Raw genomic sequence first — 15,500 nt, 5'->3', positions numbered from 1 at the left:
ATGTTATTTTGAATCTTGTAGTGCGAACACCCGTCTTAAAAGATCTGTGCTTCTTGCGCCTACTTTATTTCTGATTTCTTTTTCTTCCACCGCAATCATCGTAAACACCCCTTTTAAGGCTTGCTGGGTTACATAATCTGTTAAATCCGGATTGACATTCGTAGTAAATGGAATGGCATTATATCTGTTGATAAGGTTTTGCCAAATTTGATCGGCGCCCACTTTAGAAAAAGAATTATTGATTACAGGATGAAACTTGGCGTATAAGGACGTTTGGGTCTTATTGTTAAGATATTGAGTCGCGGCATCATCAGTACCCAAAAGAATGGTTCTTGCATCGGCAAATGTGATCTCCTTAACTGCATTCACGAAAATTGGTGTGGCCTCCTTTACAGCATCTTCCGCGGCTCTGTTGAGTGCTTTCAAGCCTTCATCAGCAAGATTTCCAAGACCAATATCACGCAATCCTTTATCTACTTTTTGTAATTCTGCCGGTAAAAGGATTTTAACAAGGTCATTTCTATAAAAACCATCGGTTTTGGTCAGTTTGGTCACTTGTTTCTCGATTCCCAAATCCAGAGCTTGTCTTAGACCAGAGGCAATATCAGTATTGCTTAAAACACCTCCACCTTGTGGCAATGAATCAACAACGCCCTGTAATTCTGCACAGGAATACATGGTAAATAACGTAAGTAAAAAAACGAATGACTTTTTCATAGCTATAATTAATTTTAGTGAGTTCAAAAATATATCAAATAGTTTAGATAATAAATGTTCCTACAAGTTTTCGAATAAAAACAAGGTTTTCTGCTTCGTCCGCGAGTACTCATGTAAATCTAAACTATTCATAATATTGGGTGACTTCTTTTATAAAATCTGTAAATTTGCAGGACGTATAAATTCAATTTCTAACAATGAAACAAGTAACACCATACAAACCAAAACATAAAGTCAGGATAGTAACCGCCGCTTCTCTTTTTGATGGTCATGATGCCGCCATCAATATTATGCGGCGCATCATTCAATCAACAGGCGTTGAAGTCGTTCATTTAGGTCATGATAGAAGTGTGGAAGAAGTGGTCAATACGGCTATTCAAGAAGATGTCAATGCCATTGCAATAACTTCCTACCAAGGGGGACATAATGAGTATTTCAAATATATGTATGACCTATTAAAGGAAAAAGGTGCGGGACATATCAAGATTTTTGGTGGTGGTGGAGGTGTCATTCTTCCTTCAGAAATAAAGGAATTGATGGCTTATGGCATTACCAGGATTTATGCTCCAGATGATGGTAGAGAAATGGGCTTGCAAGGAATGATCAATGATTTGGTGAAAACTTCGGATTATGCCATCGGAGATGTGCTAGATGTTGAATTAAATGATCTAAAGAAAAAGAATCCAAAAGCTATCGCAAGAATCATCTCTTCAGCAGAAAACTATCCTGAAGTGGCAGAAGCTGTTTTAGATAAGATTCATGATAAAAACAAAAATTCCAAAACACCTGTTCTTGGGATTACCGGAACTGGAGGTGCTGGAAAATCCTCGCTGGTGGATGAACTGGTGCGTCGGTTTTTAATTGATTTTCCAGAGAAAACAGTGGCCTTGGTTTCTGTTGATCCTTCAAAACGTAAAACTGGAGGCGCTTTGCTTGGTGACCGTATACGGATGAATGCCATTAACAATTCTCGCGTGTATATGCGTAGCTTGGCAACACGTCAATCCAATCTAGCACTTTCGAAATATGTCAATGAAGCAATTCAAGTTTTAAAGGCTGCGGAATATGATTTAATCATTATAGAAACATCTGGAATAGGTCAATCGGATACGGAAATCATTGAGCATTCTGACGTCTCATTATACGTCATGACGCCAGAATTTGGTGCCGCAACCCAATTGGAAAAGATTGACATGTTGGATTTTGCCGATTTGGTGGCCATCAACAAATTTGATAAACGTGGGTCTTTGGATGCGTTGCGCGATGTGAAAAAACAATACGTACGCAACCATCTCTTATGGGATGTAGATCAAAAGGATTTACCGGTCTTTGGCACGATAGCTTCGCAATTTAATGATCCGGGTATGAATACGCTGTATAAGGCAATCATGGACAAAATTGTCGAAATAACGAACGCCGATTTAAAATCCACCTTTACGATTTCTGATGAAATGAGCGAAAAGATTTTTGTGATTCCTCCGTCAAGAACCCGCTACCTTTCAGAAATTGCAGAAAGTAATCGCGCTTATGATAAAACGGCCACTGAACAAGTTGAAGTGGCACAAAAGCTTTATGGGATTTATAAAACCATCGAATCAGTTATTGGGAAAACCCCGGAATTGGACAAAGCTGGGATAGATAGTAAATCGATCATTTCAACCGACGACGAGAGCAAAAATTTCATAAAATTATTGGTGGGCGAGTTTGATCGTGTCAAATTGAATCTCGATCCTTACAACTGGGAAGTTATCACGGGTTGGGATGAAAAAGTCAATACCTACAAAAACCCTGTGTATACTTTTAAGGTGAGAGGGAAGGAAATTAAGATTGAAACCCATACCGAATCGCTTTCACATTTGCAGATTCCTAAAGTTGCCCTTCCGAAATACCAAGCTTGGGGTGATATATTAAAATGGATCCTGCAGGAGAATGTACCGGGCGAGTTTCCTTTTACTTCTGGATTATACCCTTTTAAAAGAACTGGGGAAGATCCAGCGCGTATGTTTGCAGGCGAAGGAGGTCCCGAAAGAACCAACCGTCGCTTTCATTACGTGAGCCTGGGTTTACCAGCAAAGCGCTTGTCTACCGCTTTTGATAGCGTTACACTTTACGGAAATGATCCCGATCACCGTCCTGATATTTATGGTAAGATTGGAAATGCCGGGGTGAGCATCTGTTGTTTGGATGATGCCAAAAAACTGTATTCTGGTTTTAACCTCTCGCATCCTATGACTTCTGTAAGTATGACCATTAATGGCCCCGCGCCAATGCTGTTGGGCTTTTTTATGAATGCCGCCATTGATCAGCAATGTGAGTTGTACATCAAGGAAAACGGACTCCAAGAGGAAGTGGAGACCAAAATTGCCAAAATATATAAAGATAAAGGTGTGGAACGTCCAAGTTATAAAGGCGATTTACCCGAAAGTAATGATGGATTGGGATTAATGCTTTTGGGCGTAACCGGTGATCAGGTATTGCCAAATGACGTTTATCAAGATATCAAAACCAAAACGATTGCCCAAGTGCGAGGTACGGTTCAAGCCGATATATTAAAAGAAGATCAAGCACAGAATACCTGTATTTTTTCAACAGAATTTGCGCTGCGCCTGATGGGGGACGTGCAAGAATATTTTATTGAGAACAATGTGCGTAATTTTTATTCTGTGTCTATTTCCGGATACCATATTGCAGAGGCTGGAGCCAATCCTATTACCCAATTGGCATTGACCTTGTCCAACGGTTTCACCTACGTGGAGTATTATTTAAGCCGAGGGATGGACATCAATAAATTTGGTCCCAACTTGTCTTTCTTTTTCTCCAACGGGATTGATCCTGAATATGCAGTGATTGGACGAGTGGCTCGTAAAATTTGGGCTAAGGCAATGAAAAATAAATATGGCGCCGATCCGAGAGCACAAATGTTGAAATATCACATTCAAACTTCTGGACGTAGTTTGCATGCGCAGGAGATCGATTTTAATGATATAAGAACCACACTTCAAGCTTTGTATGCAATATATGATAATTGTAATTCGCTGCACACCAATGCTTATGACGAAGCGATAACGACACCTACCGAAGAATCGGTGAGACGTGCCATGGCCATTCAATTGATTATCAATAAGGAATTAGGACTGGCTAAGAACGAAAACCCGATCCAAGGCTCTTTCATTATCGAGGAATTGACCGATTTGGTAGAAGAAGCAGTGTTGTTGGAATTTGATCGTATTACCGAAAGAGGAGGAGTTCTAGGGGCTATGGAAACCATGTATCAACGCAGTAAAATTCAGGAAGAAAGCTTGTATTACGAAACTTTAAAACACAATGGCGACTTTCCAATCATTGGAGTGAATACCTTTTTAAGCAGTAAAGGGTCGCCAACCATTATTCCAAAGGAAGTTATTAGAGCAACGGAAGAAGAGAAACAACTTCAAATCCAAACCCTGGAAAATCTTCACAAAGGAAATGATATTGAAGACTTGTTAAAAGACTTACAGCACAAAGCCATTCATAACGAGAATATTTTCGAGGCATTGATGGAAGTGTGTAAAGTGGCATCATTGGGACAAATTACAGAGGCTTTATTTGAGGTAGGAGGTCAGTACAGACGAAATATGTAAGCAGCGAACCAAGTTTTCCTTTTCGGAAAACTTGTGTGAGTCGCTTATCCGGCTTTCGGGTGGAATGTGTTATTACATACTGATAGTTGTAGAGCCAAGTTTTACTATTCGGAAAAATGTGCGAAAAAAATTTACCCCGAACTTGTAGAAAGGATTACCCGTTTTTTGGGTTAAATCCGTTTAGTTATTAGTTTTTTCCTGCATTTCTCAAATACAGATAGTCTATCCTGAACGCAAAACGTTCAGGATTTTTTATTTAAAACCTTCGCCACTTGTCGATGATTTTTGTAACTAAATGCGTATTAGGTAGTTAAATTTGTAAAACAACTAATATGTGTCGCTAAATTGTGCTGAAGTCAGATTTCAAACCTAATTTTGTAGGGTCGCTATTTACTGAATTAAGTATAACCTATAAAATAATTCAACTATGGAAACTACGCTTCGTTACAAGTTTACTAGACAATCCAAAAACTATTTTGAATGGTTGATCTACACTATCAAATCAGATAAGTACTATTTGGCAGAAAGCCAAATTGAGGGTTGGGAAGATTTGGATTAGTGTATTCTAATTCAAAGTTTTTAAGATAATTTTATTTAGACCTCATAGGTTTCAAAAACTTGTGAGGTCTTTTTATTCAATAATCTGAATGATAAATTCGTTTCAAAAGAATGCAAATTGATAGAATCAAATCCATCCAATCCGAAACTGTAGTTGAATGTAATAAGGATTGATTGTCAAAATCAATTCAATTGGCTGGAGGTGCGATATCCTTATGTTTTAGTACATAATTATGTTGGAATGCCAAATCATTCACATACTATAATAAAAATTGATCGTTTAAGAATTACCCATCTTGCCGTTAAAACAAAATCACTGTCATGTCTAATCGGGGCTTTTAAAACAACATCTTCAACCATGAGCCATCGCGTTGGTTTTGAAATTTCGCTCGGAAAAATATTACTCAATGACCATATTATTGGACACTAAAAATCTTATGAAAACATTTCAAACTATACCGATGCAGACCCTGGCAAATGGCATCAGGATAGTTTCTATTCAACTATTTAACCAATCCTACTTACGACATTAATTTATGTAAAACCCAGTTTAACAATGGGTTTTGCTCAATTATGGATCTAAACTTATAAAAAGTTTCAAAAAATGCATCTTTATCCATCTTTTTACGTCTATTAGATGAACCTTAAAATATATAGATCATGAATAATAAAGAATGCACATGTAATTGTGACAGTTGTCACATGGGAAACTGCGCCGCATGTACTTGTGAAAACTGTACTTGTCAGAATTGCAACTGTTAAGCTTAGTTTAAAATGTAAATAATAAGAGTCTGTTTTAGTAATTTTATACTAAAGTGGGCTCTTTTTTTAATGTGCTATTATGAAAACAAAAACCGTTTGGGATATATACGCGCAAGATATTAGAAATTTTATCTTGAGTAAAGTAAAGGATGATGTGGTAGTGGATGATTTGCTTCAGGAGACGTTTATCAAAGTCCATGTAAAATTGGATACTTTAAAAGATGAACGTAAGTTAAAACCATGGGTGTTTACGATTGCACGTTATACAGTTATGGATTATTTTAGACAAAATAACCTGAGTTATCCCATTGAAGAAAATGATATCATAGCAGAAGACTCCAATTCTGAACATACAAGAGAAGATTGTTTGCATGGGATCATTAAAGCATTACCAAAGAAATATAGACAGCCGTTAATTTTAGCTGATATACAAGGTTTGAAACAGGCGCAAATATCTGAGCGGTTAGACCTGCCGTTGCCGACGGTCAAATCGCAGATTCAGCGAGCAAGAAAACTCGTGGCACAAGGGTTTGTGGAATGCTGTAATTTTAAGATCAATGATAATGGCCATTTGGTTGGGGAACAGCAAGAAAAGGAAAACTGTAAAATCTGCCATTAAGTAATTTTATTGTCCTCTCAAAGATTCTTATTGAAATATGCTTTCTGTCGGTCGACTTGAAAATTATAATTTTTTTGGAATTTAAACCATCACAAAGTCATCATCCAAGTGTGCTGCAATCTTCTGAACTTTCTCAACTCCCTTCTTAATATAGGAAGATATTCCTTACCATTACTCTGACTTTTTTCTAAACGTTTGCAATTTTTATAGAGTAAATTGGTCAAACGTTCCAAAGACGCAATGTGTTTGTATTTTTTATCAGAATGACGTTCCATTTCCGCATTGACAATTTCCGGAGCCAAAGACGAGGATTGTTGTACAATGTCACCAGAGAAATAAATGTCGTTATCTTCAGAACCGTCTGGTTTTAAGTATGCTAGATCTTGATTTAAATATGTGGAAATACTTCGGGATAGAATAATGATTTCTATCGCTTTTTTATAAAGCGGCATTTCGGGTAGGTGAGATGGAATTGGGTTCGACATAATCAATAAAAGCATTTTATCAAATTTAGTGACAAATTTAATGGTAATAGAATTGATTTTAAAGTAAAAGGCTATATTTGCTTTAAGAATTAAAGTTTTATAGTTAATTTTCTTTAAATGAGTATAGATTCACTTAATTGGAAGATTTTGAAGTGTTTACAGAACGGAGCACGTCAGTCTAATGCTGAAATTGGTAGACAGGTAGGAATCAGTTCCCCCGCAGTTTCTGAACGTATTAAAAAGATGGAAGATGCAGGAATTATTCAGGGCTATCATGCCTTTGTTTCGCCATTCGAGGCCGGCTATCAGTTAAAGGCCATAATTACCTTAAGAGCCTTTATGGGTATGCTGAAACCATTTTTGGAAAAAGTAAAAACTTATGATGAAGTTTTGAATTGCTACAGAATAACTGGAAATGAAAATATTGTTATGGAAGTTGTACTTAAAAACCAGAAACATTTAGAAAGTTTTATTGACCAGCTCATTGTGTATGGAGAAACTAAAACGCAGATTGTTTTATCCCATGTGATAAAATACAATGAGGTGCGACCTATCAAATAATCCTTTGTCGGTAAAATGTCGAAATTTAAGAAATTAGCCTTAATTACTATTTAAAGGTCGTCAAATCCGTCGAAATCATCGAAATTGAAAGGAATGTCATCGTCTGGATCTACGTCGTCATAATTGACGCCTGGGGGATTAAAAAGTCCCCAACGATCAATAACATAGTTCCAACAATCAAAGGTTTTGACCCATTCGGCGAACAAGATCCTAAAATCTTCGATCTCTTTTCTTAAGATATCTAAATATTCAATATCCGGATAACCATGCATCTGTAAGCCTCTAGCATCAGTAATCAATTCCATGGCTGCTTTTCTAATTAAAGTAGCATTTTCCATTCTAATGTCGTAGAGCATATCTTCCGAAGACGCACCAGCAATTTTGGCAGGAATAAGGGTGGCGTTCATGCGCATGTATTTGAGATTATGCTGCAACATTTCGGCCTCAATAGGGTCACCAAACTCAATATCAGTTTTCTCAACGGAATCGATAATGGAGCCTACAAGATCTATGATTTCCCGTGCCTTTTGGAATACAGGCAGCTTTTCCCACTGTTCCATAAATTACTTTTTATTATTGTTTTTGCTTTCGATATGTTCAGCAATCATTTTTGCATGAATCCTTGAGTTCTCAATAAACCATTTATGGGTTTCCATGCCTCCACATATAACCCCAGCTAAATATAATCCTGTTATATTGGTTTCCATGGTATCTGGATCGTATTGTGGTAAACGGGCAGTATCGTTGGACAGCTTGATGCCGGAATCGATTAAGAATTTGAAATTTGGCATGTAGCCGGTTAGTGCCACAACAAAATCATTAGGAAACGTGATTTCACCATTAGGTGTACTAATGGTTATGTCTTTTTCTTCAATCTTAACCACCTCGGAATTGTAGTAAGCTTTAATGCTTCCTTCTTTAATTCTATTAATAATATCTGGTCTTACCCAATATTTAACACGCTCTCCGATTTCCGAACCTCTAATGACCATAGTTACCTGTCCACCTTTACGCCAAATCTCAAGTGCAGCATCTACTGACGAATTGCTTGCGCCAACCACCACCACATTTTGCATGGCATAAGGATGTGCTTCATTATAATAATGGGTGACTTTTGGTAAGTCTTCGCCCGGAACCTTAAGTAATGTTGGAATGTCATAAAACCCAGATGCAATAATCACTTTTTCGACGTGATATTCGGTTTTGGAGGAAGTGACTTCAAAATGCTCTTCCAATTTCTTAATGGTCAATACTTCTTCATACAAATGAATATTCAATTCATTAGAGGTAGCCACACGTCTATAATATTCAAGGGCTTCGTCTCTATTTGGTTTTGGATTGTTGCTAATAAATGGGATATCATCAATTTCAAGTTTTTCTGAAGTTGAAAAAAAGGTCATGTTTTTTGGATAATTGTACAAAGAGTTGGTCAGAGCGCCTTTTTCAAGAACTACATAGTCCCAATTTCTTTTTTTGCATTCCAAAGCACAGGCAATACCAATGGGACCTGCGCCAATAATTAATACTTTATATGTGTTTATCATTTATTTATGTTTGTTTTTTGAGGTTTTTGAGTGTTGTTTATTTATTGTCATGATATCTAATTGTTGAAATTCTGAAACATCAACCTCTTATTTGTAAAAATACGGAATCGTCGAAATAAACGATGGTCATTAAGTTAAAATTGTATGTTTGCAAATCAATTACTTTTTTATGAAAACGTTATACTCATTTTTGTTGGGATTCATTTTATTATACAGTTGTGCCACGGATAAACAGCCTATTCAAGGCGAAACAGAATTTCAAAGAAACCTGAATGCGGAGTTTAAAGATGCCTCAAAATCGCCATTAAAGAAGAAAGATAGACGAGCGTTTAAAGCGCTGGATTTTTTTAAAGTTGATTCTTTATATGTTGTACAGGCTACTTTTACGAAATCTACTGATGAAAAGCCTTTTCAAATGAAAACCACTACAGATAGGCTTCTTACGTATATTAAATATGGCGAAATCTCTTTCAATTTAAAAGATGGTTCACATACTTTAAGTGTTTATCAAGATCAGGATTTGATGAATGAAGAAGGCTTTGAAGATTATTTATTCTTGCCATTTTTAGATGACACCAATGGCGATGAATCATACGGTGGCGGACGTTATATCGACCTGCGTATTCCGGATGGCGATGTTATAACTATTGATTTCAATACGGCATACAACCCCTATTGTGCCTACAACGAAGCCTACTCATGTCCGATTGTACCTCGCGAAAATTATGTTAATGTTGAGGTTAGGGCAGGAGTTAAGGCGTTTGTGCAGTAAGGAGGGGTGAGTGGGTAGGAGTTAGAGTGGTGTTCAGTTTTTATTGATCAGTATTCAGTCGCAGTATTCAGTCATAAGCTTGGCGATTATCTTAGTCATTAATTTTTAAATTTTTGTAATAATTTCTGCGCTCATCTGCGAAATCTGCGGGGGGATATTGATCGTAAGTAACTAATTCATTTTCTAAAAAACCGCTGTGAAACTCTGTCTTTTCTCTGTGTATCTCTGGGAAAAAACCCTATCTCAACTTTTCACCAAATACATTCCAAAGAAAACTGCTAAAAACCCAACCACGAAACTCGCAATGGTATAGATTGCAAAGCTCATGAAATCTCCGGATTTTAAAAAGACGTGATTCTCATAAGCAAAGGCGGAAAAGGTTGTAAAACCGCCACAAAAACCTGTGGCAAGAAATAAGATTTGATTTTGGGATAAGGTGTTGTTCTTTAATGCCAAACCTAATATGATGCCAATCAATAAACTTCCTAAAATGTTAGCTGCAAACGTACCGTAAGGAAGACCGGTTGTAGGACTATTGAGGTACTTTCCGATAATAAATCTTAAGACACTACCAAATCCACCGCCAATAAAAACTAATAGGAATTGTTTCACAAGGCCTCATTGATTTCTTTAATAGGAATGTAGATTTCAGTAACCCAATGTGCAGGGTTTGGAAGGAGGGTAGGATCATTCTTATAAACCTCAAACGGACTCATCTCTGAAGGTTCCAGATTCTGGTCTTGGAAAGATTTATTGGCAGCTGCCCAAGCTTCTTCAAGATTGGTATAGTTACCTTTTAGCGTTACTTTAAGTGCTTTGGTGCGCTCCATAAAACCGCTAAGGACATTGCCATCCTCTGCAATAATAACCCTTTCGCTCACCGGAATGGCATTTGTCATGATGACATTGCCATTGTCTGGGCTTCTTTCAATGTAAATTGTAAAGGGCATTCCGCTGGCAGTGATATTATGAGTATTCATAAATGTCGTAATGTCGTCATATTGTTTTTTCATGGCAGTACTTTTATTGCTACCCGTGGAAGACGTAGTTTTATACATGTAAAATCCACCGCCAAATTCTGTAATACCATCAATAGTAATGGAATAAGTAGACATGCTTTTTGCCACCTTATTATTGATACTTTCTAAATCCGTTTTAAATTGCTGTGAGAGTTCTTTCTCGTTGTCACCAAACAATGCAAATTTAGCCTTGGTCAGGAATGCCAACTTATAGGCATCAAGCGTTCTGGTAACGGTAGTTGAGCCATCTTCATTGGATACAAAAGTCCATTTTAATGATGATTTTTTGATGCGTTTACTTGTAAAGATCTGGACAATTGAGTCGCTAGCAGTTGATGCTTCTTTATTTATGGTTTCAGATGTTTTCCAAAAGGAAGACCAATCCACATCAGTGGTGTCCGATACGATGTCAAAAACCACTGCTTTTGGAGCGTTGATAGTTGTGCTTTCTGTCACTTGAAAATCATTGGGCTGAACAGCGATATAAATAGCCATTCCGATGAAAGCAATTAACAGTAAAAATAGGAGGTATTTTAGAAATTTCATGAGTTGGTTTTGTAGAGTTAATCAAAGATAGACAATTTTATAGTATCTAAATATATATTACATTTGAAGAAATTAACTTTAAAATTAAAAAATGAATTTAAAAACAATATTGGGGCTTGCATTGGCCATGAGCTTAATTTTCGCCTGTAAAAATGAATCAAAAACCAACAGAGATTCAACAACAGTTGCGGTCGGGTCAGAAAAGGATGTCACGGAATTTGATTATACTGTTGAGCAATTTGCCGACGTAAAAATTCTTCGGTACCAAGTTCCAGGATGGGAAAACCTAAGCTTAAAAGAGCAAAAATTGGTCTATTATTTAACCCAGGCCGGATTAGCGGGGCGCGACATTATGTGGGATCAAAACTACCGTCATAACCTCAAAATCAGAAAAGCATTGGAAAATGTTTATAGCAATTATGCTGGCGATAAATCTTCTGAAGACTGGAAAGCATTTGAAACGTATTTAAAACGTGTTTGGTTTAGCAATGGCATTCATCACCATTATTCCAATGATAAATTAAAAGCAGAATTTTCTCAGGACTATTTGAAATCTTTATTGACAGCTACCAATACACAGTTGCAAGGAGAGGCTTTTGATGTGATTTTTAATTCTCAGGATTCCAAGAAAATTAATCAAGCCAAAGGCTCGGATAACGTGGCGAAATCTGCGGTTAATTTCTATGGCCCTAATGTGACCACTGCCGATGTGGTTCAATTCTACAAAAATAAAAAATCGCCTAATCCTGATAAACCCTTGTCTTTTGGGTTGAATTCTAAATTGGTAAAGGAAAATGGCCAATTAAAAGAATTGGTTTATAAATCTGAAGGTTTGTATGGTTCTGCCATTGATGAAATTGTGAAATGGCTGGAACTGGCTCAAGATGTAGCTGAAAACCAAGAACAAGGCGACGCTTTGGGTCTCCTAATCCAATACTATAAAACTGGAGACCTTCAAACCTGGGATGATTATAACGTTGCATGGACTGCAGCTACGGCGGGAAATGTGGATTATATCAATGGATTTATTGAAGTCTACAACGACCCAATTGGGTATAGAGGTTCTTATGAGAGCATCGTACAAATCAATGATTTTGACATGTCACAGAAAATGAAAGTATTGTCTGATAACGCACAATGGTTTGAAGACAATTCTCCACTAATGGATGAACATAAAAAGAAAAATGTGGTTGGTGTCACTTATAAGGTGGTTAATGTAGCCGGTGAAGCTGGAGATGCGTCGCCAAGCACGCCAATTGGAGTGAATTTACCAAATGCCAATTGGATTAGAGCGGCAGTTGGAAGCAAATCAGTTTCTCTTGGAAATATTATTGAAGCTTATAATAATGCAGGAAGTGCAGGTAGGTTACAGGAGTTTGTCAATGATGAGGAAGAATTACAATTGGAGCAAGAATATGGTCAAATTGCCAGTAAGTTGCACACGGCATTACACGAGGTGGTTGGTCATGCTTCAGGGCAATTGAATCCTGGGGTAGGTGAAACCAAAGAAACACTTAAAAATTACGCGTCAACCTTAGAAGAAGGTCGTGCTGATTTGGTGGGACTTTATTATCTGTACAATCCAAAATTACAAGAGCTTGGTTTGGTAGAGGATTGGAAAAAAGTGGGGATGGCTGCTTACAATAACTATATCCGCAACGGATTAATGACCCAATTGATCCGATTGAATTTGGGCGACAATGTTGAACAAGCCCACATGAGAAATAGACAATGGGTGAGCGCCTGGGTTTTTGACAAAGGTAAAAAAGACAATGTTATCGAAAAAATCACTAGAGACGGAAAAACCTATTATAACATTAACGATTATGAAAAGCTACATGAACTTTTCGGACAGTTGCTTCGTGAAACCCAACGTATAAAATCTGAAGGCGACTATAAAGCAGTTGAAGCTTTGGTAGAAACTTATGGCGTTAAGGTAGATCAACCGTTACACAAAGAAATTTTAGAAAGAAATGCACAATTTCCGGATGCACCTTACAGCGGATTTGTGAATCCTGTTTTGGTACCAGAATTGGATGGTAATGGGGAGATTACTTCAATAAAAGTGACCCAGCCGGAATCCTTTTCAAGCCAAATGCTGGATTATAGTAAAACTCATAGTTTTTTGAAAGAATAGAATTAAATCTTATATCGTTATAAAAAAAAGAGCAAGTAGGATATTTTAAATGTCCTGCTTGCTCTTTTTATTGATGCTAAAGATGAGCAACAGAAAGTTAATTACAAGCAGTATAATTAGTGAGATAAGGGTGTTCATGATGTTATTTTAGATGACATCGTGACGATTTTAAAATGTCAGCATAAGAAGTGGAAATTAAGTAAACATGTACTTTACTGCCATAATCATTAATATAAAAGCAATAAATGCAATAAGAATCCAAATGCTGCCTTTGTAGTGTTTTCTGTGAAGTTTTAGATCTTTACGATAAGTATAAATCAAGATTATGGCAAAAACAATTGCAAATAAAATCCCGAAAATCAATTGACCATTTGTAAACATATCGCTATTTTTATGCAAAATTAACCAAACCTTTTAGAATCTGAACAAGGTTCTGTTGAAAATGGCAAGGTGATATTGAATATCATACCTTATTTATGAGTTTATAGCCATTGCAGATTTCTCAGCGCTTAAAATAATCAACCTTATAAATTTTTATTGTTATGAAGAATAAACTAGATGCGGTAAAAGCGTTTCATACGGCATTTAAAATTGGACATAGGGAAAGTCCGAAAGCCGATTTGGGAATGGAGAAAAACATGCTCAGATATAAATTGATGCGGGAAGAAAATGAAGAGTATCTAGAGGCTGCGAATGACAATGACCTTGTGGAGGTAGGGGATGCTTTAGGAGATATGCTCTACATTTTATGCGGAACCATCATAGAACATGGTTTTCAACATAAGATTGAAGAGATTTTTGATGAAATCCAAAGAAGTAATATGAGCAAGTTGGGAGCGGATGGTGAACCAATCTATCGTGAAGATGGAAAAGTGTTAAAAGGACCCAATTATTTTCAGCCAAATATTGAGAAAATTCTTGATTCCAAAATATAAAGCTTTACAATATTATGCACTAATTAAAAAACTCCAAATTCCAATTAATAATTATTGGGATTTGGAGTTTTTCTTTGAAATGTAGTTTTGAAGTCTGAAGACTGTAACTGAAGACTAAACCTGATATCTCCATCCATGCTTATCTTCAGCAATGTTGTGCTGAATGTTAAGCATTTTATCTTTTAAAGTGTCTGCATAAGAATTTTCAATTATTGGTAATTCAAAAAGTTCTTCTGCATGTTCAAATGCTGAAATAGGACTGATTACAACAGCCGTTCCTGCGCCGAAAATTTCTTTCAAGGAGCCGTTTTTGGAGGCTTCTTTAATTTCAGACACGGTTATAGGTCTTACTTGTACCTCAATTCCGTTATCTTTTGCTAGTTGAATGATACTTCTTCTGGTCACACCGTCTAAAATACGATCACTTAAAGGCGCGGTAATCAAGGTGTCATTTATTCTAAAGAATACGTTCATGGTTCCTGCTTCCTCCAATCTTTCGTGGGTATCGGCATCTGTCCAAATAACTTGTTGGAACCCTTTCTTTTGAGCCAAACGTGTAGGATAAAATTGTGCGGCATAGTTTCCTGCAGCTTTAGCAAAACCAACACCTCCGTTGGCAGATCTACTATATTCTTCAGCAATCAGCACGCGAATTTTACCCGTGTAATAAGCTTTTGCCGGAGCGCAGATAATCATAAATCTGTAATTGCTTGAAGGCGAAGCTGAGATTGCAGGATCTGTAGCAATGATAAATGGTCTGATATAAAGCGAATTTCCTTTTCCGGGTTTTACCCAAGCATTGTCCATTTCTAACAATGTGGTCAGGCCCTTCATAAAGTAATCTTTGGGAAACTCAGGCATAGCCAAACGGGCTGCCGATTTGTTAATCCGGTTAAAATTATCTTCTGGTCTAAAAAGCCATACTTTGCCATTATCATCCTTATAGGCCTTCATGCCTTCAAAAACTGCCTGTCCATAATGGAATACCCGTGCAGATGGATCCATGGTCATTGGTTGGTAAGGGATTATTTTTGGCGTTTGCCATTCATCGTTTTCATAGTCACAGATAAACATGTGGTCAGTAAAAGTTCTACCAAATATTAAATTGTCAAAATCAACAGCGTCAATTTTAGTAGTATCTGATTTTACGATATCGATTTCGTGTGAAGTGTGTTTTATCATCATATTTTTTTTGATGCTGCAAATTTAGTGATTTCTTGCAGTA

Annotated in this window: 14 protein-coding genes; 7 read left to right on the top strand and 7 right to left on the bottom strand. The window is 36.9% G+C overall.

The window, feature by feature from the left end; all coding sequences use genetic code 11:
• Positions 1-3: 3 nt before the first annotated feature.
• Positions 4-717: a DUF4197 domain-containing protein gene (locus VLZ86_RS15605; RefSeq protein WP_325453103.1), complete on the bottom strand. Its 714-nt coding sequence runs from the start codon at positions 715-717 to the stop codon at positions 4-6.
• Between the two features lie 197 nt (positions 718-914).
• On the opposite strand from VLZ86_RS15605, the gene VLZ86_RS15600 reads away from it, so the two are divergent.
• The 3 genes from VLZ86_RS15600 (at position 915) to VLZ86_RS15590 (ending at position 6,276) form a co-directional block, all read left to right on the top strand.
• The gene (locus VLZ86_RS15600) at positions 915-4,337 is read left to right on the top strand and encodes a methylmalonyl-CoA mutase family protein (protein WP_325453102.1); all 3,423 of its coding nucleotides are present in this window, start codon (positions 915-917) and stop codon (positions 4,335-4,337) included.
• Positions 4,338-4,764: 427 nt separating this feature from the next.
• Positions 4,765-4,896, top strand: a complete 132-nt coding sequence (locus VLZ86_RS15595) for a hypothetical protein (protein WP_325453100.1) — start codon at positions 4,765-4,767, stop codon at positions 4,894-4,896.
• A gap of 840 nt (positions 4,897-5,736) precedes the next feature.
• The gene (locus VLZ86_RS15590) at positions 5,737-6,276 is read left to right on the top strand and encodes a sigma-70 family RNA polymerase sigma factor (RefSeq protein ID WP_325453098.1); all 540 of its coding nucleotides are present in this window, start codon (positions 5,737-5,739) and stop codon (positions 6,274-6,276) included.
• Between the two features lie 89 nt (positions 6,277-6,365).
• Here the strand turns inward: VLZ86_RS15590 and VLZ86_RS15585 are convergent, their stop codons facing one another.
• Positions 6,366-6,761 (bottom strand): hypothetical protein, encoded by a 396-nt coding sequence (locus VLZ86_RS15585; RefSeq protein ID WP_325453096.1) that lies wholly within the window; start codon positions 6,759-6,761, stop codon positions 6,366-6,368.
• 117 nt (positions 6,762-6,878) lie between these two features.
• On the opposite strand from VLZ86_RS15585, the gene VLZ86_RS15580 reads away from it, so the two are divergent.
• Positions 6,879-7,322, top strand: coding sequence for an Lrp/AsnC family transcriptional regulator (locus tag VLZ86_RS15580; RefSeq protein ID WP_208232480.1), 444 nt, complete (start codon positions 6,879-6,881; stop codon positions 7,320-7,322).
• A gap of 50 nt (positions 7,323-7,372) precedes the next feature.
• Here the strand turns inward: VLZ86_RS15580 and VLZ86_RS15575 are convergent, their stop codons facing one another.
• On the bottom strand, positions 7,373-7,882 hold the full coding sequence (locus tag VLZ86_RS15575) for a hypothetical protein (RefSeq protein WP_325453092.1): 510 nt from the start codon (positions 7,880-7,882) through the stop codon (positions 7,373-7,375).
• A 3-nt stretch (positions 7,883-7,885) separates the two neighbouring features.
• Complete coding sequence (locus VLZ86_RS15570) at positions 7,886-8,866, bottom strand: YpdA family putative bacillithiol disulfide reductase (RefSeq protein ID WP_325453091.1); 981 nt, start codon at positions 8,864-8,866, stop codon at positions 7,886-7,888.
• 169 nt (positions 8,867-9,035) lie between these two features.
• Here VLZ86_RS15570 and VLZ86_RS15565 point away from each other — a divergent pair, with 169 nt between their 5' ends.
• Positions 9,036-9,638 (top strand): DUF1684 domain-containing protein, encoded by a 603-nt coding sequence (locus tag VLZ86_RS15565; protein ID WP_325453089.1) that lies wholly within the window; start codon positions 9,036-9,038, stop codon positions 9,636-9,638.
• 243 nt (positions 9,639-9,881) lie between these two features.
• Here VLZ86_RS15565 and crcB read toward each other — a convergent pair whose 3' ends face one another.
• A complete protein-coding gene (gene crcB / locus VLZ86_RS15560) occupies positions 9,882-10,250 on the bottom strand; it encodes a fluoride efflux transporter CrcB (protein ID WP_325453087.1) in 369 nt (122 codons plus the stop codon).
• The gene (locus VLZ86_RS15555) at positions 10,247-11,203 is read right to left on the bottom strand and encodes an effector binding domain-containing protein (RefSeq protein ID WP_325453085.1); all 957 of its coding nucleotides are present in this window, start codon (positions 11,201-11,203) and stop codon (positions 10,247-10,249) included. The genes crcB and VLZ86_RS15555 overlap by 4 nt, the downstream gene beginning before the upstream one ends.
• 91 nt (positions 11,204-11,294) lie before the next feature.
• On the opposite strand from VLZ86_RS15555, the gene VLZ86_RS15550 reads away from it, so the two are divergent.
• On the top strand, positions 11,295-13,340 hold the full coding sequence (locus tag VLZ86_RS15550) for a dipeptidyl-peptidase 3 family protein (RefSeq protein ID WP_325453083.1): 2,046 nt from the start codon (positions 11,295-11,297) through the stop codon (positions 13,338-13,340).
• 542 nt (positions 13,341-13,882) lie between these two features.
• Positions 13,883-14,275, top strand: coding sequence for a nucleoside triphosphate pyrophosphohydrolase family protein (locus VLZ86_RS15545; protein WP_325453081.1), 393 nt, complete (start codon positions 13,883-13,885; stop codon positions 14,273-14,275).
• A 114-nt stretch (positions 14,276-14,389) separates the two neighbouring features.
• Here the strand turns inward: VLZ86_RS15545 and VLZ86_RS15540 are convergent, their stop codons facing one another.
• Positions 14,390-15,457: a branched-chain amino acid aminotransferase gene (locus VLZ86_RS15540; protein ID WP_325453107.1), complete on the bottom strand. Its 1,068-nt coding sequence runs from the start codon at positions 15,455-15,457 to the stop codon at positions 14,390-14,392.
• Positions 15,458-15,500 lie beyond the last annotated feature (43 nt).

The organism is Gelidibacter sp. (assembly GCF_035515035.1).
Taxonomy (GTDB): Bacteria; Bacteroidota; Bacteroidia; order Flavobacteriales; family Flavobacteriaceae; genus Gelidibacter.
Note: the sequence above shows the minus strand (reverse complement) of the source record. Positions and strands in the feature narration are given on the sequence as shown.